Consider the following 21,529-nt stretch of genomic DNA (forward strand, 5'->3'; position numbering starts at 1 on the left):
GCAAAAGCTATGCTAAGCTGCAAAGCTACAACACGAAATCAAAAGTTAAAGAGTTGATAGGGTATAAAAGTTCAGAAAATGATTAAAATCACTTTTTAGAATTATATGCTGCCTTCTTAATCTATGCTAAGAAAAGGTTGCCATACAGCAGTAAGTGGCGGAGGCGCGCTTACAGTTACCGGTGTTTTTAGTGTAGGGTGCTCAAATTGTAATTGCCTTGCATGAAGGGCTATACTTTTGTCTGGTAAGGGTTGTGCCGCGCCATACTTTAAGTCACCAAGTATAGGGCACCGCATAGAAGCAAGCTGCACTCGTATCTGGTGTGGGCGTCCTGTTATAGGGTTTACCTCCAGCAGGTACTTGCCACTGGTTACCTTTAGTAGTTTGTAGTGCAACTCAGAGCGAAGGCCGCTCTTGTTCTCTTTAGCAAAAGCTTTGGATACATTTTTTGAGCTGTCTTTTACAAGCCAATGCACCAGTGTTCCCTGTTCCTGCTGTGGCTTATTCTGTACCACAGCCCAATAAGTTTTCTGCGTTTTCTTGCTCCGGAACAGCTCGTTTAGCCTGCTTAGCGCCTTGGATGTTTTGGCCATTAGCACCACGCCGCTTACAGGCCGGTCCAGGCGGTGCACAACACCTATAAATACGTTTCCGGGTTTATTATACTTGTGCCTGATGTAATCCTTCGCCAGGTCTGCCAGTGTAATGTCTCCAGTCTCATCGCCATGCACCAGCAAACCAGCCGGCTTATTAACTACCAGTACATGGTTATCCTCAAAAAGAACTGACAAAGCCATAGGCTTTTAATTATGAATGATGAATTATAAATTATGAATGGGAACTATGAAGATCATACTCAGAAATTAAGTCTACTTATACTTCAAAAGTTAAGAACTACCAATTCATCATTCGCAATTCTTAATTCATAATTATTACTAATAAGCTTCCTTCTCGCTTGGGAAATCCTGGCTCTTTACGTCCTTTACATAGTTCTGTACCGCATCCGTCATAATGGTGTGCAGGTCAGCGTAGCGACGCAGGAAACGAGGCTTAAACTCTTTATTAATACCCAGCATATCATGCACTACCAACACCTGACCGTCTACATGAGGGCCGGCTCCAATGCCTATTATCGGTATGTGCAGCTGTTCTGCTACGCGTTTTGCTAACTCAGACGGGATTTTCTCCAGCACGATAGAAAAGCATCCTAACTCTTGCAGCAGTAGTGCATCCTCGATCAGCTTCTGAGCTTCTGCCTCCTCTTTGGCGCGCACCGTGTAGGTGCCGAATTTGTAAATTGATTGTGGTGTAAGGCCCAGATGCCCCATGACTGGAACCCCAGCGCTAAGTATTCGTGTAACAGATTCTTTTATCTCCGCGCCGCCTTCAAGCTTCACACCATGTCCGCCAGACTCTTTCATGATACGGATGGCTGAGCGCAAGGCCTCTGATGAGTTGCCCTGATACGAGCCGAATGGCATATCTACTACTACAAAAGCTCTGTTAACGCCGCGCACTACCGAAGAGGCATGGTAGATCATTTGATCCAGCGTAATTGGCAGTGTAGTTTCGTGACCGGCCATTACGTTAGAGGCAGAGTCACCAACCAGCAGTACATCAACTCCGGCAGCATCCAGGATGGTGGCCATGGAGTAGTCGTAAGCAGTGAGCATGGAGATTTTCTCGCCGCGCTCTTTCATGTTCTGCAGCTGGTGCGTGGTTACTTTTTTAACGTCGCTTTTATGAACAGACATAGCAATTGCAGTAGTTAAGGTGTAAAGCTATAAAATCTAAAACAAAAACAGCCACATTTTGGTGTGGCTGTTTTCTTTAAAATCTGTTTCGGGCTGTTCTGTTTCGGGTAAGCCGCAAGTCTTGCAGCAGCGCAGACTTAGCGTTTATGGTAATGTTATAGCCTTGTGCAAAACCGTAAGGTATCCAGCCGATGCTCATTTCCCAGCAATGTAAGTCGCGGTATATCTGTATGTTGGCATTGGCAATGTTGTTGTTTGTAAAGTCATAACCAGCGAAGTAGGTTATTTTCCACTTATCGGTCAGGTTTACCGAGCCATTTACACCTAATGTTTGGTTTATAGTTTTACTGGCAGCACGTCCAAAGTTTCTAAAGTAACCAATGGTGTAGTCAAAACTCAGTGTCCACGGAATTTTGAAGTCTACATATTCTGGCAGCAGCGGATTCATGTCCGGGTTCAGTATTGGTAGATTACCGGGAGCTGATGTACTTGATTGTCTCGCCTCCGGGTTTAAATTGGCGCTTATTGTAAAGTTGGCATTTGTAAGTGTGGCCAGCTTTAGCTTAGAGAAGTCGAACACATAGTCATCAATCTGCCTGCCCAAAGTGTCACGCTTATAGGGCTCAAAAGTAGAGTTAAAAGTTACATTAAAGATCTTGAACAGTCTGGTATTGGCCACTAGGCTTATTGGGGCCAGCTTAAGTGAATCTGCTGCAAAGTTGTATGAAGTGGAAATTCCCAAGTTATCCAGTATACTTACCTTCTCAAATTGATCTTGTGCAGCTGAGTCGGCCTGCGACCTGACCTTCATCTCGATGTTGTTGGACACGTTGAAAGTTAACATGTTCTGAAGCCCTGCTCCAGGTGCATTGGCTACCCGGGGCAAAAGTGTAAAAGTATCGCTACCTGGCGCAGGGAAGGTTGATGTCTGTACACGCTGGTAAAAACCAAAGCGCTCTCTGCCAAAGTCTGGTCGGTAGCTATAACCAATATTCGGGCGGATCAGGTGGCGGATTGCCTCAACGCGTTTGCCTCCAATGTATGCTGTACCATAAATAGTTGTGCTGAGCGAGGCGTTGGCACTATACTCATATATTCTGGCAAAGTTGGTAGTGTCTACATCCACTTTCTGAGAGTCCGGATTAAAGCGGAAACTGTAGCGCTGATCAGTCCAATTCTCGCTATAGCTTACAGATGGCGAAAAGTTAAAATAGCGCATAATCTTGTAGCTGCCCAGGTTAAGCTGGAACTGGTGATTTGCAGAGCGCCGGCCATTTTTCCAAAGGCTTTCAAAATCATCTAAACTAATAGTGTCTTGTCTTACAAAACCTTCTGTAATCGGAACGCCAAAAGAATTACCTGTTGCCTCTCTTAAGTTGGATATCCTGTTTTGAGCGTTCACGTTGTAGCCTATTGTAAACTGCTCATACCATTTACCTGTCGGCTGATCGTTAGTAAAAGCCTCTACAAAGCTGATAGGAGTCATAGAGAAGTTCAGGTCTGGCAGCACGAAGTTGTAAATGCCGCCACGCGTTTGCCCCTGCGATAACTTAGCTGTATAACTGAACGGTGTGTTCTGTATTGTTTTCTGATAAGTAATGTTCGAGTTAAATGTAGGCGACAGGTACTGAGACGTGCTATTGTAGTTTAGGCGCTGATGGCTGGCACTACCTGCGTTTACACTTGCTGAGAAGCGGCCACGTCCGGGCTTTTGCACCGGAGAGTGCGTCCAGTTTATCCAGATCGTACGTTGTGTTGGAGGTAAAGCGTTAAGCAGATCGTTGGTAGAGCGTGAGCGTTCTACGTCTGCTTCGTCGTTTTTAAAGTAACGGTATGCCACGCCCAGGTTACCGCTGTATGCGTATCGTTTACGGTACGTGTTGTCTATACTTACATTGTAGCCTCCCAAAGAGTATATATCACCTGTGAGTCGGGTGCCAACATAATCGTTCCAGGCAAAATAGTAGCCACCGTTGCTCAGATAGAAGCCTTGCCCTCTGGATTCTCCAAAGCTAGGTATGATAAGACCGGAGGCGCGGGTTTTTGCAGGCATCGGAAAAAGTCCGAACAAAAAGCCCAAGGGTGTAGGTATATCAGCCACAACCAGGTTAAAGGGACCTGTCATTACTTTATCATTTGGGATCCCCTTCATTTTAGAGGCGCCTATAAAAAAGTGCGGGTGCTCCAGGTTACAGGTAGTGTATTGGGCGTGGTAGCCAAAGAATTCATCATTTTCGTTCTTTTTTACTACCTCAGCGTGTATATATCCCTCACCTTGCTGCGTTACTACTTCAGATATCCGACCTTTCTTGGTTTTATAGTTGTAAGCAATGCGCTTGGCAGCGTACGAGCCGCCGGAGTCTTTGAACACAGGCACACCGGTTTCTTTGCCTGTAGAGTCTGGCAGAGGTGTAGCTAGCAACATGTTGCTCTCGTAGTCAATCTGGATATAGGCTGCCTCTAAGGTAAGATCGCCGTAGTTGATCTTGGCATCGCCGTATAGGTTTACCACCTTACGATCTACCTCAAACATGATAGAGTCTCTGGCAGAGTATTTGATGGTGGTCGTAATGTCGCCTTTTGGCGCCGAAAGACGGAGAGAGTCTTGCCCGGCAGGAACAGTATCTTGTCGCTGAGTGTTAGCCTGTTTCAGCGTACTCATCCGAGGCACACGCTGGCCTGATACCAACGAGGGGATAAGCAATGCACACTGCAGCAGCAGTAAAAAAAGTAAAATGTGGCGCAACTTCTTCAGACTTCCCTAAAGTTTTATTTATTTTGTACAAAGTTATTGTTTTAGCTTTTAACTAACGAACGTTGTGAGAAATATTGTTACTGTTTCATTTCTGGCTATCGTTTTCTTGCTTTGCTCATCCAACACCCTAGAGTTCAAGAAGGCTTATAAAGTACGTACGGTGGTAATTGACGCCGGGCATGGTGGAAAAGACAACGGTTGTAATGGTAAGTTTTCACATGAGGCAGACGTAGCTTTACAGCTGGCCATGCAAGTTGGAAGCCTGATCGAGAAAAACCTGCCGGACGTAAAAGTTGTTTATACCCGTAAAAATGACACTTTTGTTGAGCTTGTAGATCGTGCCGGTATTGCAAACAAGAACAACGCGGACCTTTTTATCTCTATTCACCTGAACGCAGGTCCATCCGCGGCATACGGTACGGAGACCTATACCATGGGGCTTCATACTTCGGAAGGTAACCTGAATGTGGCAAAACGTGAGAATGCCGTAATATTGCAGGAAGAGAACTATAAGGAGAACTATGGCGGCTTTGACCCAAAGTCTCCGCAAAGCCATATCCTGTTTGCCCTGCATCAAAGTGCGCACCTGGACAACAGCATTCGGTTTGCTGACAAGGTTGAAAAAGAGTTTAAGCACAAGGTTGGCCGCTATAGCCGAGGGGTGAAACAGGCCGGCTTTTTAGTGCTGTGGAAATCCTATATGCCGAGCGTGCTGATAGAGTGCGGTTTCCTTACAAACCCAACAGAAGAAAAATTCCTTAACGATAAGTCCGGCCAAACGTATATGGCATCAGGAATATATCGTGCCTTCAAAGAATACAAGCAGGAACTGGAGGCAATGAACTAAAGCTATTTAGCAACACACCTTACGTGAAAATATCCAAAGAAGTAAAAGTTGCGCTGCTAGGTATAGTGGCGCTGGTTATCCTGTATTTCGGGTTCATGTTTCTGAAAGGATCCGATCTGTTCTCAGACACTCGCTCATACTTTGTGGTGTATGATAATGTAGATGGGCTTACTGTGTCTAACCCGGTTATACTTAATGGGGTGCAGGTGGGTACGGTGCAAAGCATTACCCTGATGACCGAAGAGCAGAACAAAATTCTTGTTAAAGTAGATGTGCTTAAAACGCTGCAGGTAGGAGACTCTACAATTGCCGCATTGGGTAACTCAGATTTGCTGGGCAGTAAAGCGATCACTTTATACTTGGGTAATAGTATAAAAATGTACGATGGCGGTGAAAAGCTGATCCCGTTTAAAGAAAGCTCCATCACAGATATCATTTCCACTAAAACAGTGCCGGTAATTGATAAGGTTGATACCACACTGGCCCGCGTAAACCGCCTACTCGACAGCGAGGCAAAGGAAAATATACAACAGATACTTGCCAACACAAGTGAGACTACAGCTGCACTTAGTGAGTTACTGCGCGCAAACCAGCAAAACATTAATGCTATTACGGCTAACGTAAATGCCTTGACAGCTTCGCTGCGGCAAACAGAGCGCCAAATAAACCAGCTGGCCCGCAACATGACCGACATTACCGATACCCTAAAGCAAGCAGAGTTTAATAAGCTGGTTGCTAATGCAAACAGTGCAGTGGTGGATTTACAGTCTGCTGTAAATAAGCTTAATTCGGAGCAAGGTACAATGGGAAAGTTAATCAACGACGAAGGACTGTATGAGAACATGAATCGCTCTACAGAGGCGCTTAACCTGCTTCTACGCGATATTCAGGCTTACCCGAAGCGCTATGTAAGTTTTTCAGTATTTGGCCGTAAAGACAAGTATAAAGTAGATGCAACTGGCCGTGTTATTACCTTAGATGAGGTAAAGGAGCTGCAGGACAAGAATCCGCAGGAGTTCCGTACGGTGCCGGATACAGTTTATGTGCCTGTACCTGAGAAGAGTGGCAAAGGTACTACAGGTACAAAATCTAATTAAGCCTTATATGTAAAATCGTATATTTGTGAAATCCGCTTCTTTGGGCGGATTTTTCATTGATACACTATTCTATACTAATACAAACTAGCCTACATGGACATTGAATTCAACAAAAACGAGGACGCACTTAAACAGCTTGTTTTTCAGTTACAGAGTAAGTTAAAGAAGGTACATATGGGTGGCGGCGAAAAGCGCATCCAGAAAGAACACAATAAAGGCAAACTAACTGCCCGTGAGCGTGTGGATTACCTGCTTGACGAAGGCTCAGAGTTTTTAGAAATAGGCGCATTTGCCGGCGAAGGTATGTACCAGGAAGTTGGTGGCTGCCCTAGCGGCGGAGTGGTAACAGGCATCGGATACATTAAAGGGCGCCAGTGTGTAGTGGTTGCCAACGATGCCACTGTAAAAGCCGGCGCCTGGTTTCCGATCACGGCTAAGAAAAACCTGCGCGCACAGGAAGTTGCTATTGAGAACAGGCTGCCAATTGTGTACCTAGTGGATAGTGCCGGTGTGTTTTTGCCGATGCAGGATGAGATTTTCCCGGACAAGGAGCACTTTGGCCGCATGTTCCGCAACAACGCCGTAATGAGCTCAATGGGTATTGTGCAGATTGCAGCCATTATGGGCAGCTGTGTGGCTGGTGGAGCTTATTTGCCTATCATGAGCGATGAAGCTTTGATCGTGGAAGGCACAGGGTCTATTTTCCTGGCGGGCTCATACCTTGTGAAAGCTGCCATTGGCGAAACGATTGACAATGAAACGCTTGGCGGTGCTACTACGCATAGTGAGATATCAGGCGTAACCGACTATAAGTGCAAAGACGATAAAGAGGCGCTTGACCACATCCGCAACATCTTTGATAAGATGGGTGATTACAACAAAGCAGGATTTAGCCGGATTGAGCCTGCCGCGCCTAAGCACGACGAGAAAGAGATTTACGGTATGATGCCGGCAGATAGAGTGAAGCCATACGACATGATGGAAATTATAAATCGTTTGGTAGATAACTCAGAATTTGAGCCTTATAAAGAACACTATGGCCAGTCGCTTATCTGTGGCCTTGCCCGCATCGATGGTTGGGCTGTAGGTATAGTAGCCAATCAGCGTAAAATCGTGAAGAGCAAAAAAGGCGAAATGCAGATGGGAGGCGTAATCTACTCTGACTCTGCTGACAAAGCTGCACGCTTTATCATGAACTGCAACCAGAAGAAAATTCCATTGGTGTTCTTGCAGGACGTATCCGGATTTATGGTTGGTAGCAAGGCTGAGCACGGCGGTATTATTAAGGACGGCGCCAAAATGGTAAATGCCATGGCTAACTCCGTAGTGCCTAAGTTTACTATCCTGATTGGTAACAGCTACGGTGCAGGTAACTACGCCATGTGCGGTAAAGCTTACGACCCACGCCTGATCTATGCATGGCCAACTGCCCAGCTGGCGGTAATGAGTGGTGCATCGGCTGCTAAAACTTTGCTGCAGATTCAGGTGTCTGCTCTAAAAGCAAAAGGAGAGGAGATTACGCCGGAGGCAGAGCAAGAGTTGCTGGAGCGCATCACAGCCAAGTATAACGAAGAGCTTTCTCCATACTATGCCGCTGCACGCCTTTGGGTAGACGGTATCATCGATCCGCTGGAGACACGTAAAGTGATATCGATGGGTATAGAGGCCGCCAATCACGCGCCTATCGAAAAGCCCTACAATGTGGGTGTAATTCAGACGTGAGGCTAAGAAATTAAAAATTATGAATTAGAAATTAGAAATGAGAGTATAAGAATGTATGGTTATCAGTTAAGACCATTTGGCAAGTAAGGTTTCTAATTTCTAATTTTGAGTTTCTAATTAAGAACATTGTGACGAAGAACGAAATAAAGGCGCTAATCTCGCTTTTGGATGATAATGATTACGAGGTGGCGTCGCATGTGGAGAAGCAGATTGTAGCTTTGGGAGAGGGCGTAATCCCATACCTGGAAGAGGAGTGGGAGGAAACCCTGAATTCAGATCTTCAGAAGAAAATCGAAGACCTGATACACAACCTTCAGTTTGAAGGCCTGATGGCCCGCCTGAAAGAGTGGAAAGAGAACGGCGGGGAGGATCTGCTGGAAGGGATGTATTTGGTTAACTCTTACCTGTACCCGGATGTAGAGTACGCTAATATTACCAAAACAATCGATCAGCTATACTTTGATGCCTGGACCCACATGAAGGAGGAAATGCATCCTTACGACCAGGTAAAAACGCTGAACAATGTGTTGTTTAAGGAGAAGCGCTTTACTGCGAATACCAAGAACTTTCATTCGCCGGCCAACTCTATGCTGCACCTGGTGCTGGAAACAAAGCGCGGTAATCCATTAACGCTATGTGTTATTTACATGACACTGGCCCAGCGCCTTGGAATGCCGGTGTATGGTGTTAACCTGCCAAACCTGTTTATACTTACCTATAAGCTGGATGGCGTGCAGTTCTATATCAATGTGTACAACAAAGGGCTTATACTCGCTAAGTCGGATATTGATAACTATATTCTACAGTTGAACCTGAACCCGATCGATATCTTTTATGAGCCTTGCAACAACCTGGACATTATCAGACGTGCTCTGCGTAACCTTGCTTTCTCTTTTGAAAAGATGAACGACCCGGAAAAGGCCACAGAAGTTACAAAACTACTTGCTGCCATCACCGATGAGGAGCCACCGGTGTAATGTATATCTACTGAAGCAAAAAGGCCGGGCCGACTAAATTAGTCGGCCCAGCCTTTTTATATATGTATGTTTTTAGTACTTCTTGATCAAACAACCTGTAGCGCGTTTGTCGCTTGCCGATACGGGTCTGTTAGCTAACACGTCGTCAATTACACCTCGTAAATACTGGTTCTTTACACCAGACTCTACCTGTGGATTATCGTCTATGGCACCTTTATACTTCAGTATAAAGCCGTTGCTGGTATTGTGCAGCACAAAAACCTCAGGAGTTTTAGTCGCGCCAAACTGGTTACTGATCTTCTGGCCAGTATCGGCTAAGTATGGGAAGCTATAGTTTTTGGAGCTCATTTCTTCCAGCGTTTCGCTACTTTCGCCAACGCCAGGATTGATGAAGACAAACTGAACGCCCCTGTTGGCATACGTGCTGGCAAGCGTAACCAGCCTGTTTTCATAAAGCTTCGCGTATGGGCATTGGTTGTTTGTAAACACAAGCACCACCGTTTTTGCATTAGCAAAGTCGTTAAGCGACACTGGCTGGTTTTTAGCGCCCTGCAGCGAGAAATTGGCTACTTTATCACCGAGCTGGTAACCGCCACCTTGTGCAAAGGCAAAGGCTGTTACAAAAAATGCTGCGGCAAATGCGGCTAAGTGTTTCATGATTTTAAGTGTTTGTTCTGTTTAAGCTTGTAATTCGTCGATGCAGTAGGTAAGTACGTGATTTTGCAGGAACTCGAAATGGATCCTATACAATTTACTGAAATTAGCTGTTTTTACCTCGCCCAGCAGCACATTTTGTGCATCGGTTGGTGCTAAAATCAAGTTGTCTTTGAAAATCAGTTGCTTACGGCTGTACAACTTATACAAGGTTTCTTTGGCACTCCAGTACAGGCAGGTTTTGTTTTCGTCCTGGGCAGTATACTTTTTTTCATCCTCGCCCAAAAACTTACCGGCCACACGCAACGCCTTTTGCGATAGAAGTTCAATATCTATGCCAACTTCATACTTATCAGAAATAATAACAGCGGCTAAAGCTGGCGAGTGCGAAATAGAAAGGTACAGAGGCACATTCTCGAAGTATGGCTTTCCGTTTTCGTCTTTTCTTAGAACGGCATGAGCAGCGGTAAATTGCTTTAGCAAAGTATAAACCAGTACCCGGCTTGCCAGCCATTCTTTTTTGCGCTTGTCATGTGCCTGCGCTATTTGTGTACAATCTACATGGTGGGGGAGCAAAGCTAGAAGCTCCTCCAGCGATTCTTCCGTTTGCCAGATGCCAAGTATAGTGTGTGGGTTAAGCTGCTGTTTTTGAATAAGAGGCATAGGCAATAAACTCCAGGTAGGCAGGTTTTGTAAGTATGGGCACGCTTTGTTAGGCGATATTGTTGTAAATTTAGCTAAAATTTAAAGACACAGAACCAATTTGGCATCATGGCCAGCAAGATACAAGTACAAAAAATAGCCACCCTCACCGGCCACCGCGACTGCGTTTATACTTTGGAGAAAAGCAGTGATGACAACATCTTTTTCTCTGGTGCAGGCGATGGAATGGTAGTAGCCTGGGACCTGACACAGCCAGAAAACGGAGAATTGGTAGCCAAGGTAACAAGCTCTATTTATGCATTACGATACGTGCCAGACCGCAACCTGCTGCTGATAGGGCAGAATCAGGAAGGGGTGCAGGTAATTGATCTGAATAATAAGCAGATTCTAAAGTCGGTAGCGCTGCCTAAAGTTGCCATTTTCGATATAGTTTATACTTTGGATAAGGTGTTTGTGGCGATGGGCAGCGGAGCAGTGTGTGTGCTTAACGGCCAAACGTTTGAACTGGAAACCATCATCCGAAAATCTGACCAGAGTGCCCGTAGCCTTGCCTACAACAAGTATAGCAACGAACTGGCAGTTGGCTACAGCGACAATGTGGTGCGAATTTTTGATGCCACAAGTATGGCTGTAAAGTATGAACTAAAGTCTCACACTAATTCTGTGTTTACAGTGGCTTATACTCCTGATGGCAAGCTGTTGCTAACAGGCAGCCGCGATGCACACCTGCGGGTGTGGGAGGTGGAGCAACAGTACAAAGAGCGTGGTTACCTTATTGCACACATGTACACTATCAATCATATTGCTTTTAGTCCTGATGGCCGCCATTTTGCCACCTGCAGCATGGATAAATCTATCAAAGTATGGGACGCGGAGACTTTTAAGTTGCTGAAAGTGATAGACAAAGTGCGAAATGCAAGCCACGGCACATCGGTTAATAAATTATTTTGGTCGGCTCACAAGAATCAGTTAGTTTCGTGTAGCGATGACCGCACCATTTCGGTTTGGGATATAAATTTAGGTTCAAGTTATGAAGATTACACCATTAGAGATCAGGCAAAAAACGTTTGAGAAGGCATTTAGAGGATTAGACAAGGACGAAGTAAACGCATTTTTGCTTACCCTTTCGCAGCAGTGGGAAAGGCTGCTGGATGAGAACAAGGATCTGCGCATGAAACTGGATGCTTCGCACCGCGAAACCCAGAAACTGCGTGAGGTGGAGTCGTCGCTTTACAAAACGCTTAAAACCGCCGAAGATACAGGTAACAGCATTCTGGAGCAGGCTACTAAGTCTGCAGAGCTTAAGGCGCGTGAGGCAGAGCTAAAGGCCAACGAGTTGCTGAACCAGGCTCGCAACGAAGCACGCCAGATGTTGGAGGAGGCTAAAAAAGAATCTGAGAAGATGGTAGCTGAGATGCAGCAGGAGGTAAAGGCCCTGGAGCAGGATTATCAGCGTATGGAAGGACACTTGGACACAATGGTGCGTGAGCTAAAGAACCTTGCCAACGAAGCGCTTGAGAAAGCAGAGCGAACCAAATCTAAACCAAAGAGCGATACAAACAGTATTCTTTCAAGAGCTGCCGGTGTTCGAGTTGAGAACACGGAGCTGTTAAAAAATCTGAAAGAAATGAATACTGTAAAAGAAACATATACTTTACCTGAGTCTACGGCAGCTAATGCGCCTGTAGCAATAAGCAACGGTAACGGCAAAGAGTACGATCCATTTGGCGATCCGGCTCCGGATGTAACCCAGCCAAACGAGGTGCCTACGCCTGTAACACCTGTACCCAACATTCCATCGCCGGAAGTTGAGCCAGTTGAGCCAGACTACCCTGGTCGTGTGCCTGCGCCGGATATCGAGCAGCCAATACCTGAAATTAAGCCAGTAACGCCAGATAAACCTGAGATTCAACCACCAAACACAGAGCCATCACGTAACGCTTATGCTACAAACGGCGCCACTGTGAAGCCAACTAGTACTGGCGGTTCTTTCTTTGACGAGATAGGCTAAGCTGTAAGTATGGGGCAGATTGCACTGGAGGGCATGGAGTTTTTTGCCTTCCACGGGTTTTACGACGAGGAGCAGAAGATCGGCAACAAGTATGGCATCGACCTGATCATCAACACCGACCTGCGCCGCGCCGCCGAAAGTGATAACCTGGATGAGACGGTAAACTATGAAGTACTGTACAAGCTGGTGCTGGAGGAGATGAAAATACCTGCCCGCCTGCTGGAGCACCTGGGGCATCGGATTATTGATAAAGTATACGAGCGCTTCCCGTTTGTGCAGTCGGTAAAGGTTAATGTATACAAGTTTAACCCGCCTCTGGGAGGAATCTGTAAGTGGGCGAAGGTTAGTTTAGAAGAAGCAAGGTAGTTTATACTTTAATGGTATTTAAAAACAGCTGGTTCAGGAAATGAGCCAGCTGTTTTTGTTTTATAGCTGTTGTGGTCCAACCACCCCTAACCCCTTCTTGTCTAAGGCGGGGAATTGTACTTACTACCTTAACTTTCATCATAATAGCTTTGTACTACTCTTTTTCACCCTTAAAGGATCTTGTGGGAAGGGAGGTTAAGCAGAAGCTACAGAAGTTAGACTAAAGTAATGCAAGAGTTCCCCGCCTTGGATAAGGAGGGGTTAGGGGTGGTTGAATTCGGAACTGCAGGAGTAAAACCTACACCAATCGCAACAACTCAGCAGCAGCGGCAAAGGCAGATTTTTGCCCATCTTTAACCTCATCTGCTATACTTTGTAATTGTTCTTTCACCTGCTGGTGGCTATAGAAATTGTCTTCCAGCCCTTGGCGAATAGCCTCATACATCCACTGTAGGTTCTGGTCCCTGCGCTTCTTTTCGAAAAAACCGTTGTCTTGAGTGAGCTTCAGGTAGTCGGCAATGGTTTGCCAGATTGTGTCGAGACCAGTGTTTTTCAGAGCGGAGCAGGTGCTAACCTGTGGAAGCCAGCCCGAAGTACCAAGAGGGTAGAGGTGCAGTGCGCTTTGATATTCAGCCTTGGCGGCTGTCGCTTTGCCTGTGTTGCTTCCGTCGGCTTTGGTAATGGCAATGGCATCGGCCATCTCCATAATACCGCGCTTTATACCCTGCAACTCATCGCCGGCACCCGCCAACATCAACAGCAAAAAGAAATCGACCATGGCATGCACAGCCGTCTCTGACTGGCCAACACCTACTGTCTCAACTATAATCGTGTCGAAGCCAGCAGCCTCGCAAAGTATGATTGTTTCGCGGGTACTCTTGGCTACGCCTCCCAACGACTTGCCAGCCGGTGAAGGCCGGATGTACGCCTGCGGGTTCATGGAGAGTTCCTCCATACGAGTCTTATCGCCAAGTATGCTTCCGCCGGAGCGTTGGCTGGTAGGGTCTATGGCCAGCACGGCTAACTTTTTGCCTTGCTCTATGATGAGGTAGCTGCCGAATGATTCGATAAAAGTGCTTTTGCCTACTCCTGGCACACCAGTTATACCTATCCGCACAGAATTACCAGCATGCGGCAACACCGCATTTATTACCTGCTGGGCTAGTTCCTGATCAGTAGCAAGTTTACTTTCAACCAAGGTAATGGCACGGCTTAGCATCACCCGGTCTCCGGAAAGTATGCCATTTACATAAGTATCGGTGCTGAATCTCTTTGCCAACTTTTAGCTGTATAGGTTGCAGTGCTATCTACAAATTTAGGACTTAAATGCACAATCGCTTTAGTTATACTGAAGAATATACTTTTCTATATATAACGTAACAAATAAATTTCTGGATATATATGGATATCACATATAAAAGCAAGAAATTGCACTCAAATTGGCAGTGCTGTAAAACGTTGAAGTATAAAACTTTCCGTTTCTTAATTGCAAAAACACTGTCAGCTTAATCTAACCAAACACAAGTACAAAGTACATCAACCAACTTTTATGAAAAAATTGTTGATGCTGGCGGCTGCCTTCGCGGGGATACAGGCAAGTGCGCTGGCGCAAACAGAGCTTAGCAGCTTCTCGGTAGTAGGCCGTGGGGGCGTAATGAACACTTTTGTTCACGACTTTCAGGCGATAGGGGTAAACCCTGGAAACTTAGGCCGCAGCACCTCTATTGTATCGTTTACAATTGGCGAGGGTGGAGTAGGAGCCAGCACACAGGCCATGACCAGAACCACTGTGAACCGCTTTTTAGAGGCTGCCGAAAACAAAGAGCTTACGCTAGCTGCGCGCCGTGATCTGGCAAAAGCTTTCACCAGCGACAACGTATTAAATGCAGGTGCCGATTTTAACACCTTTGCACTTTCCATCAGTCTGCCAAAGTTTGGTGGCCTTGCTATTAGCAATCGTCAGCGTGCACTAAGCCATGTGGCCTTCAACAAGAACTTTTCAGAGCTGGTATTCCTGGGACAGGATGCTGAATTGTACAAGCAATATGCGCCAGGGCAGACAGTATATGTGTCGCAGCTTTTTGAGGGTACTGAGATAAAGGCATCGTGGGTAAATGAGTGGAATATTGCGTACGGCAGAAAAATAATTGACTTGCCCTTGCTGAATATTTACGGTGGCGCAGGTTACCGATATATCCAGGGTATGGCACTATACGAGTTCAGTTCTAAAGGAGGTGAGGTAAAGGCTTACAGTGCAGCCTCGCCTATACTTGACATCGACTACGATGACTACCTGAACGACCCTAAATTCACCTATGAAGACGCTGACGGTTTATTGAGTCCTGTTGGGCGCGGCCATGGCTTCGACGTAGGCTTATCAGCTGAGATCGTAAAGATTGTAAAAGTAAGCGCCTCAGTAACAGATATCGGTAAAATGACTTGGACAGAGAACCTGCTGCAGGCTCAGGACAAAGGCTTTAAGCTGCCGGAAGTTGACGGATCAGAAGAGTATGATTTCAGCGAGGCAGCAGACATGGCTAAAACCATCATCGACAGCGCGTTGGTATTTAGTCCTGTAAGTGAGCTTACTACTGACCTGCCAACACGCTTCAGAGCTGGCGTTGGTGTAAAGATAGGAGAGAAAGTAGAAGTAGGATTAGATTATGTGCGTGCGCTTAACAATGCGCCAGGCAACATTTCTCAGGACTTTGTTGGCTTGGGCATAGACGTGAATCCTTTCTCGGCCTTACGTTTAAGCACAGGTGTAACCACTGGTGCCGGCGATAAGTTTAACCTTCCGGTTGGTATTGCGATTGTTACACCAGTTTATGAGTTTGGCGTGAGTACACGCGATGTAACTGCTCCTTTCGTAGAGGATAATCCGGGTGGATCATTTGCCGTGGGCTTCCTGAGGTTTAAAATAGGTAAGCCAAAGGTACTTTAGTTTACATTTGCTGAACCGCCTGATTGTAGTTGAGCAAAGAATTATAAAAGCAGCAGCGCCGGCTCTATGAAGGGCCGGCGCTGCTGCTTTTATATAAAGTCTATACTTAGTTTATCCTTGGCCTTGATAATCCTTGTGGAAAGTTAGGTAAACCTAAGTCACTTTTCTGCTTGCCCAGGTGAAAGCCGTTGTCTACATACTCGCTGGCTTTGCCTGTTGCATTTGGTTTGTTAATTACGCCCAGGTAATAGTTGTCTTTACGGGCAACATAAATTTTACCATCGGGCCCAACTTGCAGTGCTCCTAAACTAGGGCTTCCGGAGGTACCTACTACAACCGCTGATTTTGCAATGGCATCTGCGCTTCCTGCTCTCAAATCAAACTGTACGATCTGTGCTTTATTCATTTCGCCGTTATTAACGGTGCCGTATACTTTGCTGCCGTCCGGAGAAAAAGCAACACCATAGGCCTGAGAAAATCCTTTCAAGTGGACAGGGTCTGATATTTTACCGGTACTGCGGTCAAATTTTAAAATCTCAAAGCTGCTGTCGTCATTCCAGAGTGCAGCAGCTAGTCTTGTACCGTCAGGAGATGGCACTAGGTAGCCAATTGCCTTGCGGTTAGGACCACCATGTACTATGCCCACCATGCTCATTACCGGCTGTGTGGCTACACCTTCGGCATCAACTAAATAGGCCATGTAACCATTGCTGTTCCAGCGGTGTGCCAGCACCCACCAGTCGCGGCCGTTGCTGTGGCGTACAGCTGTTAGTTTTTCGGTGGCTGGGGCAATCACAAAGTTGTTACGGGTAACAATGTCGCCGTTGCCGTTGTCTTTGCTCATGTCTACCACGCTGTAGCGCAGGCCGTTGGATTGTGCCTGTATGTCTGTGGTAAAAATGTAGTAGATGGTTTCGCTGCCGGGCTTGGGAAGTATAAGTGCCGATTGAGTGGAAGATTTGCCACCCATCAGTCCGTTGCCATTCGGCATTACCTTGTGCTCACGGTTCCAGACGGTGATGCCGTTTGTGTACAATAGCAAATTACCGTCTTTATCTGAAAGCGAAGAACTGCCCTCTTCGGTAAACAAGCGGCTGGATGTGGCAGTGGGTGTGCCATTTTCAAAGATGATCCCGGCACCTTTTCCGAAATACCAATTATTTTTTTCTCCCTGGGCAAAAGCGCTAAAGCTGCTGAAAGTAATTAAAGCTGCAGCTGCAATATGTTTAAATCTTATCATAGCAAATGTAAAACGTCTGATGCTTCGAGAAAGTACAAATGCAATGCCAAGTATAAAGGGAATAGCAAATTGCTACTGTTATGGGCTATAAACCAGGAGAAGCAGACTGTGCAGTCTGCTTCTCCTGGTTTATGATTTGGGATTACCTGCTACTGCTGAACAACAGAATCGCCGGCTAATTTATCGTTGATGTGTGCAGAATCTGCGCCAGTGCCAGATTTGTCACCAGATATTTCCACCCCTGTTTCCTGTGTATCACTCACCTGTGACTCTGGTGGCATTTCCGCATTTTCACCGTACTCACTGCCGCCACAGGAAGCAAGTAACAGTGAAGCAGAGAAAAGTGCTGCCGCAAAAATATTTATCTTTTTCATAGCTGTCATATTTAAGGTTATCCTTATTGTACGATGCCAATGCGCATTATTTTCAAAAACTAAAAGGTAGTAGTGCAGCTATGGATTAGGCCTGATCTACTTAAATGGTTGCTTCACAAACGACACTTGGCCCATCGCATCTTTCTCATACTTGGCTAAAGCGTAGTCGTTATAGCGAGCTTCAAAGTTAGTGCTGCCGGGGTAAATATTGTCAGGTGCAGGATTGCCTTCTAAAAAGAAATAAACTTTGGTGTTACCATACTTGGTGTGGGGCATGAAATCGCCATAATCCTGCATTTCCTGCCACAACGTATCGTTAACGGTTACTGCATAAATTCGGGTGATTGGACCGGTGTTGTTTTCGTTGCGGTACATGGCCACTTCACTAAAATCTCCTTCCAGGTCATCAACCCCAGGTATAGATAAAGTATCGTAGATAAACCAAGCGACAAGTAAAGCCGAGACAAGTATGAGGATGTACTTAAATTTCATGGTAGAATTAAGGCTTAATGCTTTATAAACGTAGTTCTGTTTTTACTTAGCTTAAAAATAGAGATAAAAAGGATGTATACCAGAGAAGGCAGCCCTACCCAAACCACCTCGCTCTTGATCACCCGCCAGCCCCACTCGCTAAAGAAATTACCTATGCCTATCGGTGATACCTGTATTGGCCTCCAAGGCAGAAAGTGCCGAGTGTTATCGAACGGTGCGAATACCGCCACCCCTAAACCGCCGTTGGTTAAGGCGTCCAGCAGAATATGGGAGGCAGTGCAGAGACTGAAGAAAAGTATAAGTAACAAACCCTGTTTGCTAGTCAGTTTTATACTTCTGAAGAAGATGGCAGTTACCAAGACCCCGAGCAGCAACGCAAATACCAGCGAGTGCGAAAAGCCTCTATGCCCCAGAACATGTTCATACGGTATGCCAAGTTTAAACATCAGCACATCGGCATCAGGAAGTATGGTACAGAGAGCTCCCAAGATCCAAAATTTAGCAGAAGTAGACTTAGCGGGTAAAGTTTTGCCAATTGCTACTGCTGCCAGTGCGTGTGCGAAAGCTGAGGCCATTGTTATGGGGGTGTTGGTTTACTAAGTGAAGATAAGTATAAAGTTGGAGAAGAGATATAGTCTAAAAACTTTAGGGGCAGCATTTCGTCTTCTGAGTGATGAGCACGAAGTATAAACTCGCAAACCCTGATGGTATATTCTTTATCACACTAACTGTGGTGGAGTGGGCGGATGTATTTACCCGACGCGATTATTGTGAGTTGGTTTGTGAAAGTATAATCTACTGCCAGTAAAAGAAAGAACTGACACTTTATGCCTGGTGTATCATGACGAACCATGTGCATTTAATCTGCTCTGCGCCAAAGTTGCCAGATGTAATGAGGGATTTGAAAAAATATACTGCGCGGCATTTAATTGAAGCCATCAGGAACAACCCAAAGGAGAGCCGGATGAACTGGCTAATGTGGATGTTTAAAAGTGCCGCAGCGAAAAGCAGCAGCCATGGAGAGTATCAGTTTTGGCAACTGGCAGAGCATCAACTTGAGCTAAGTAATAATGAAATGCTAGACCAACGATTGGAGTATTTGCATCAAAATCCTGTGAAGACTGGCTTTGTAGAGGAGCCGGAGCAGTGGTATTACAGCAGTGCCAGATATTATGCTGGTGAAAAAGGGAGGTTAGAAGTTGTGTTGATTGATTAAAGTATAAGTATAAAGTCTGGCGCCGGAATCTATCCGGTGCCGAGGGTGGGTGTGAGTCTCCAGACTCACTTGTACAAGTATAAAAGCGAGTCTGGAGACTCTCGTACACTGTGCGTCACCGGTTGGATACCAGCGCCAGAATAAATATAAAGCCGCAGCTGAGCTTAATCAACTGCGGCTTTTTTATATTAGAAGTAGCTTACGCCTCCACTCTTTTGATCAACTTCTCCAGAATATTCTGAGCAGCCACTGAGATGATGGTTCCAGGTCCAAACACCCCCTCTGCACCAGCTTTGTACAGGAAGTCGTAATCCTGAGCTGGAATCACACCGCCTACAATCACCATGATATCCTCGCGATCTAGTTTGCGGAGCTCTTCAATCAACTGCGGAACCAACGTTTTATGACCAGCTGCCAGTGACGATACGCCCACCACGTGCACGTCGTTTTCGGCGGCTTGCATGGCTACTTCGGCTGGTGTCTGGAACAACGGCCCGATATCCACATCAAAACCGAGGTCGGCGAAGGAGGTGGCGATTACTTTGGAGCCTCGGTCGTGGCCGTCCTGGCCCATTTTAGCGACCATGATTCTTGGCCGGCGGCCTTCTAGTTCTTCAAACTGATCAGCTAAGACCTTAGCTCGTTCGAAGTTTTCGTCATCGGTTAGTTCTGCGGAATACACTCCTGATATGGCTCTGATTACTGCTTTATGTCTGCCGTATACTTTCTCCAAAGCATCGGAAATCTCCCCTAAGGTGGCTCTGCGTCTGGCTGCTTCTACGGCAAGGTCAAGTAAATTGTCTGTTCCAGATTCTGCAGCGTCCGTTAAAGCCTGCAGTGCATTTAGAACGCTACCTTCGTCGCGGCTGTCTTTTATACTTGCCAATCGGCGCAACTGAGATTCACGCACAGCAGTGTTGTCAATGTCCAGGATCTCGATCTCTTGTTCCTGCTCTGGTTTATACTTATTAACACCTACAATGATATCTTTGCCGGAATCAATACGGGCCTGCTTACGGGCAGCTGCCTCTTCAATACGCATTTTTGGCAGACCTGTCTCAATCGCTTTGGCCATACCGCCCAGTTCTTCCACTTCCTGCATCAGTGTCCAGGCTTTGTGTGCGATCTCGTGTGTAAGCGCCTCTACGTAGTATGAGCCGCCCCACGGATCTACCACATTGGTAATATGCGTCTCCTGCTGCAGGTAAATCTGCGTGTTACGGGCAATGCGGGCAGAGAAATCTGTTGGCAAGGCAATGGCCTCATCAAGTGCGTTGGTGTGCAAGCTTTGTGTTCCGCCAAGTGCAGCAGCAAGAGCCTCCACGCAAGTACGGGTTACGTTGTTGAACGGGTCCTGCTCTGTTAAGCTCCAACCGGAAGTCTGGCAGTGCGTTCTTAAAGCCAGCGACTTCGGGTTTTTCGGGTTGAACTGCTTTATCAATTTAGCCCACAGCATACGCGCGGCACGCATCTTGGCAATCTCCATAAAGTGGTTCATGCCAATAGCCCAGAAGAACGACAAACGCGGCGCGAAATCGTCAATGTCCATACCTGCTTTCAATCCGGTACGCACATACTCCAGACCGTCGGCCAAAGTATAAGCCAGCTCAATGTCGGCAGTGGCGCCGGCCTCCTGCATATGGTAACCCGATATGGAAATAGAGTTGAAACGCGGCATCTTCTTGGAAGTATACTCAAAGATGTCGGCTATAATTTTCATACTTGGCTCCGGCGGGTAAATGTAGGTGTTGCGCACCATAAACTCCTTCAGGATGTCATTCTGAATTGTACCTGAAAGCTGCTCGGGCTTCACACCCTGCTCTTCAGCTGCCACAATGTAGAAAGCCATGATCGGCAGCACGGCACCATTCATCGTCATGGAGACCGACATCTGATCCAGCGGAATCTGGTCGAAGAGGATCTTCATGTCCTCCACCGAGTCGATGGCTACACCGGCCTTGCCCACATCACCAACCACGCGCGGGTGGTCGGAGTCGTAGCCGCGGTGCGTGGCCAGGTCAAACGCTACCGAAAGGCCTTTCTGCCCTCCGGCCAGGTTGCGGCGGTAAAAGGCGTTACTTTCTTCAGCGGTAGAGAAACCGGCATACTGGCGAATAGTCCACGGTTTTTGAACATACATCGTGCTGTATGGTCCGCGTAAGTATGGCGGCAAACCGGCTGCAAAATCCAGATGCTCAAAATGCCTGGCGTCCTCCGAAGTATAAAAGGTCTTTACCTCGATCTGCTCCGGTGTTTTCCAGGGCTTCGGCTGCTTGTGGTCTTTAGGTCCGTGCTCAGACGAGGCTACCTTGTTTATGTCAACTTTCGAAAAGTCAGGTTTCATTCTTAATAATTTTGAATGAGTGATTGAGTGAATGAGTGAGTAGGTTATCCGATCATTTCATTCGCTCATCATA

General features: G+C 46.4%; 21 protein-coding genes. 10 read left to right on the plus strand and 11 right to left on the minus strand.

Annotated elements, in window-relative coordinates:
* Window positions 1-116: 116 nt before the first annotated feature.
* The 3 genes from H8S84_RS09790 to H8S84_RS09800 all read right to left on the minus strand — a co-directional run bounded on the left by H8S84_RS09790 (window position 117) and on the right by H8S84_RS09800 (window position 4,416).
* Window positions 117-797: an RluA family pseudouridine synthase gene (locus tag H8S84_RS09790; RefSeq protein ID WP_187067131.1), complete on the minus strand. Its 681-nt coding sequence runs from the start codon at window positions 795-797 to the stop codon at window positions 117-119.
* 138 nt (window positions 798-935) lie between these two features.
* Window positions 936-1,754, minus strand: coding sequence for a 3-methyl-2-oxobutanoate hydroxymethyltransferase (gene panB / locus H8S84_RS09795; RefSeq protein ID WP_187067132.1), 819 nt, complete (start codon window positions 1,752-1,754; stop codon window positions 936-938).
* 76 nt (window positions 1,755-1,830) lie between these two features.
* Entirely contained in the window at window positions 1,831-4,416 is a 2,586-nt protein-coding gene (locus tag H8S84_RS09800) for a putative LPS assembly protein LptD (RefSeq protein ID WP_187067133.1), read from the minus strand.
* 157 nt (window positions 4,417-4,573) lie between these two features.
* Here H8S84_RS09800 and H8S84_RS09805 point away from each other — a divergent pair, with 157 nt between their 5' ends.
* The 4 genes from H8S84_RS09805 to H8S84_RS09820 all read left to right on the plus strand — a co-directional run bounded on the left by H8S84_RS09805 (window position 4,574) and on the right by H8S84_RS09820 (window position 9,152).
* The gene (locus H8S84_RS09805) at window positions 4,574-5,356 is read left to right on the plus strand and encodes an N-acetylmuramoyl-L-alanine amidase family protein (protein ID WP_187067134.1); all 783 of its coding nucleotides are present in this window, start codon (window positions 4,574-4,576) and stop codon (window positions 5,354-5,356) included.
* Between the two features lie 23 nt (window positions 5,357-5,379).
* Window positions 5,380-6,453, plus strand: coding sequence for an MlaD family protein (locus H8S84_RS09810; RefSeq protein ID WP_187067135.1), 1,074 nt, complete (start codon window positions 5,380-5,382; stop codon window positions 6,451-6,453).
* A gap of 93 nt (window positions 6,454-6,546) precedes the next feature.
* Entirely contained in the window at window positions 6,547-8,175 is a 1,629-nt protein-coding gene (locus tag H8S84_RS09815) for an acyl-CoA carboxylase subunit beta (RefSeq protein WP_187067136.1), read from the plus strand.
* A 128-nt stretch (window positions 8,176-8,303) separates the two neighbouring features.
* Window positions 8,304-9,152, plus strand: coding sequence for a transglutaminase-like domain-containing protein (locus H8S84_RS09820; protein WP_187067137.1), 849 nt, complete (start codon window positions 8,304-8,306; stop codon window positions 9,150-9,152).
* A gap of 72 nt (window positions 9,153-9,224) precedes the next feature.
* Here the strand turns inward: H8S84_RS09820 and H8S84_RS09825 are convergent, their stop codons facing one another.
* The gene (locus H8S84_RS09825; protein WP_187067138.1) at window positions 9,225-9,809 is read right to left on the minus strand and encodes a thioredoxin family protein; all 585 of its coding nucleotides are present in this window, start codon (window positions 9,807-9,809) and stop codon (window positions 9,225-9,227) included.
* 21 nt (window positions 9,810-9,830) lie between these two features.
* Window positions 9,831-10,469 carry a 4'-phosphopantetheinyl transferase superfamily protein gene (locus H8S84_RS09830; RefSeq protein ID WP_187067139.1) on the minus strand — a complete coding sequence of 213 codons (639 nt, stop codon included), beginning with the start codon at window positions 10,467-10,469 and terminating at the stop codon, window positions 9,831-9,833.
* 108 nt (window positions 10,470-10,577) lie between these two features.
* On the opposite strand from H8S84_RS09830, the gene H8S84_RS09835 reads away from it, so the two are divergent.
* The 3 genes from H8S84_RS09835 to folB are packed head-to-tail and all read left to right on the plus strand — an operon-like array spanning window position 10,578 to window position 12,846.
* A complete protein-coding gene (locus H8S84_RS09835) occupies window positions 10,578-11,540 on the plus strand; it encodes a WD40 repeat domain-containing protein (RefSeq protein WP_187067140.1) in 963 nt (320 codons plus the stop codon).
* Complete coding sequence (locus H8S84_RS09840; RefSeq protein WP_187067141.1) at window positions 11,500-12,480, plus strand: DivIVA domain-containing protein; 981 nt, start codon at window positions 11,500-11,502, stop codon at window positions 12,478-12,480. The genes H8S84_RS09835 and H8S84_RS09840 overlap by 41 nt, the downstream gene beginning before the upstream one ends.
* A gap of 9 nt (window positions 12,481-12,489) precedes the next feature.
* The gene (folB, locus tag H8S84_RS09845) at window positions 12,490-12,846 is read left to right on the plus strand and encodes a dihydroneopterin aldolase (RefSeq protein WP_187067142.1); all 357 of its coding nucleotides are present in this window, start codon (window positions 12,490-12,492) and stop codon (window positions 12,844-12,846) included.
* A gap of 298 nt (window positions 12,847-13,144) precedes the next feature.
* On the opposite strand, the gene meaB is transcribed toward folB, so the two are convergent.
* On the minus strand, window positions 13,145-14,125 hold the full coding sequence (gene meaB, locus H8S84_RS09850) for a methylmalonyl Co-A mutase-associated GTPase MeaB (protein WP_187067143.1): 981 nt from the start codon (window positions 14,123-14,125) through the stop codon (window positions 13,145-13,147).
* A 270-nt stretch (window positions 14,126-14,395) separates the two neighbouring features.
* Here meaB and H8S84_RS09855 point away from each other — a divergent pair, with 270 nt between their 5' ends.
* Window positions 14,396-15,790 (plus strand): DUF5723 family protein, encoded by a 1,395-nt coding sequence (locus H8S84_RS09855; protein WP_187067144.1) that lies wholly within the window; start codon window positions 14,396-14,398, stop codon window positions 15,788-15,790.
* Between the two features lie 106 nt (window positions 15,791-15,896).
* On the opposite strand, the gene H8S84_RS09860 is transcribed toward H8S84_RS09855, so the two are convergent.
* The 4 genes from H8S84_RS09860 to H8S84_RS09875 form a co-directional block, all read right to left on the minus strand.
* Entirely contained in the window at window positions 15,897-17,030 is a 1,134-nt protein-coding gene (locus H8S84_RS09860) for a YncE family protein (protein ID WP_187067145.1), read from the minus strand.
* A 149-nt stretch (window positions 17,031-17,179) separates the two neighbouring features.
* Complete coding sequence (locus tag H8S84_RS09865; RefSeq protein ID WP_187067146.1) at window positions 17,180-17,404, minus strand: hypothetical protein; 225 nt, start codon at window positions 17,402-17,404, stop codon at window positions 17,180-17,182.
* Between the two features lie 96 nt (window positions 17,405-17,500).
* The gene (locus H8S84_RS09870; protein WP_187067147.1) at window positions 17,501-17,896 is read right to left on the minus strand and encodes a hypothetical protein; all 396 of its coding nucleotides are present in this window, start codon (window positions 17,894-17,896) and stop codon (window positions 17,501-17,503) included.
* Between the two features lie 14 nt (window positions 17,897-17,910).
* Window positions 17,911-18,471: a metal-dependent hydrolase gene (locus H8S84_RS09875; protein WP_187067148.1), complete on the minus strand. Its 561-nt coding sequence runs from the start codon at window positions 18,469-18,471 to the stop codon at window positions 17,911-17,913.
* Window positions 18,472-18,569: 98 nt separating this feature from the next.
* On the opposite strand from H8S84_RS09875, the gene H8S84_RS20215 reads away from it, so the two are divergent.
* Window positions 18,570-18,704, plus strand: a complete 135-nt coding sequence (locus H8S84_RS20215) for a hypothetical protein (RefSeq protein WP_262890232.1) — start codon at window positions 18,570-18,572, stop codon at window positions 18,702-18,704.
* 9 nt (window positions 18,705-18,713) lie between these two features.
* Window positions 18,714-19,112, plus strand: a complete 399-nt coding sequence (locus H8S84_RS09880) for a transposase (RefSeq protein ID WP_262890234.1) — start codon at window positions 18,714-18,716, stop codon at window positions 19,110-19,112.
* 199 nt (window positions 19,113-19,311) lie between these two features.
* On the opposite strand, the gene scpA is transcribed toward H8S84_RS09880, so the two are convergent.
* Window positions 19,312-21,456, minus strand: coding sequence for a methylmalonyl-CoA mutase (scpA, locus tag H8S84_RS09885; protein WP_187067150.1), 2,145 nt, complete (start codon window positions 21,454-21,456; stop codon window positions 19,312-19,314).
* Window positions 21,457-21,529: the final 73 nt, after the last annotated feature.

The organism is Pontibacter cellulosilyticus (assembly GCF_014306105.1).
In the GTDB taxonomy this organism is placed as follows: domain Bacteria; phylum Bacteroidota; class Bacteroidia; order Cytophagales; family Hymenobacteraceae; genus Pontibacter; species Pontibacter cellulosilyticus.

Excerpts from the sequence above, each read along its gene's own strand:
- H8S84_RS09870 (WP_187067147.1), bottom strand. The coding sequence starts at position 17,896 with ATGAAATTTAAGTACATCCTCATACTTGTCTCGGCTTTACTTGTCGCT.
- H8S84_RS09800 (WP_187067133.1), bottom strand. The coding sequence starts at position 4,416 with ATGAGTACGCTGAAACAGGCTAACACTCAGCGACAAGATACTGTTCCT.
- scpA (WP_187067150.1), bottom strand. The coding sequence starts at position 21,456 with ATGAAACCTGACTTTTCGAAAGTTGACATAAACAAGGTAGCCTCGTCT.
- H8S84_RS09790 (WP_187067131.1), bottom strand. The coding sequence starts at position 797 with ATGGCTTTGTCAGTTCTTTTTGAGGATAACCATGTACTGGTAGTTAAT.
- H8S84_RS09865 (WP_187067146.1), bottom strand. The coding sequence starts at position 17,404 with ATGAAAAAGATAAATATTTTTGCGGCAGCACTTTTCTCTGCTTCACTG.
- H8S84_RS09835 (WP_187067140.1), top strand. The coding sequence starts at position 10,578 with ATGGCCAGCAAGATACAAGTACAAAAAATAGCCACCCTCACCGGCCAC.
- H8S84_RS09840 (WP_187067141.1), top strand. The coding sequence starts at position 11,500 with ATGAAGATTACACCATTAGAGATCAGGCAAAAAACGTTTGAGAAGGCA.
- H8S84_RS09825 (WP_187067138.1), bottom strand. The coding sequence starts at position 9,809 with ATGAAACACTTAGCCGCATTTGCCGCAGCATTTTTTGTAACAGCCTTT.
- H8S84_RS09860 (WP_187067145.1), bottom strand. The coding sequence starts at position 17,030 with ATGATAAGATTTAAACATATTGCAGCTGCAGCTTTAATTACTTTCAGC.
- H8S84_RS09875 (WP_187067148.1), bottom strand. The coding sequence starts at position 18,471 with ATGGCCTCAGCTTTCGCACACGCACTGGCAGCAGTAGCAATTGGCAAA.
- H8S84_RS09830 (WP_187067139.1), bottom strand. The coding sequence starts at position 10,469 with ATGCCTCTTATTCAAAAACAGCAGCTTAACCCACACACTATACTTGGC.
- H8S84_RS09815 (WP_187067136.1), top strand. The coding sequence starts at position 6,547 with ATGGACATTGAATTCAACAAAAACGAGGACGCACTTAAACAGCTTGTT.
- H8S84_RS20215 (WP_262890232.1), top strand. The coding sequence starts at position 18,570 with ATGAGCACGAAGTATAAACTCGCAAACCCTGATGGTATATTCTTTATC.
- H8S84_RS09855 (WP_187067144.1), top strand. The coding sequence starts at position 14,396 with ATGAAAAAATTGTTGATGCTGGCGGCTGCCTTCGCGGGGATACAGGCA.
- panB (WP_187067132.1), bottom strand. The coding sequence starts at position 1,754 with ATGTCTGTTCATAAAAGCGACGTTAAAAAAGTAACCACGCACCAGCTG.
- folB (WP_187067142.1), top strand. The coding sequence starts at position 12,490 with ATGGGGCAGATTGCACTGGAGGGCATGGAGTTTTTTGCCTTCCACGGG.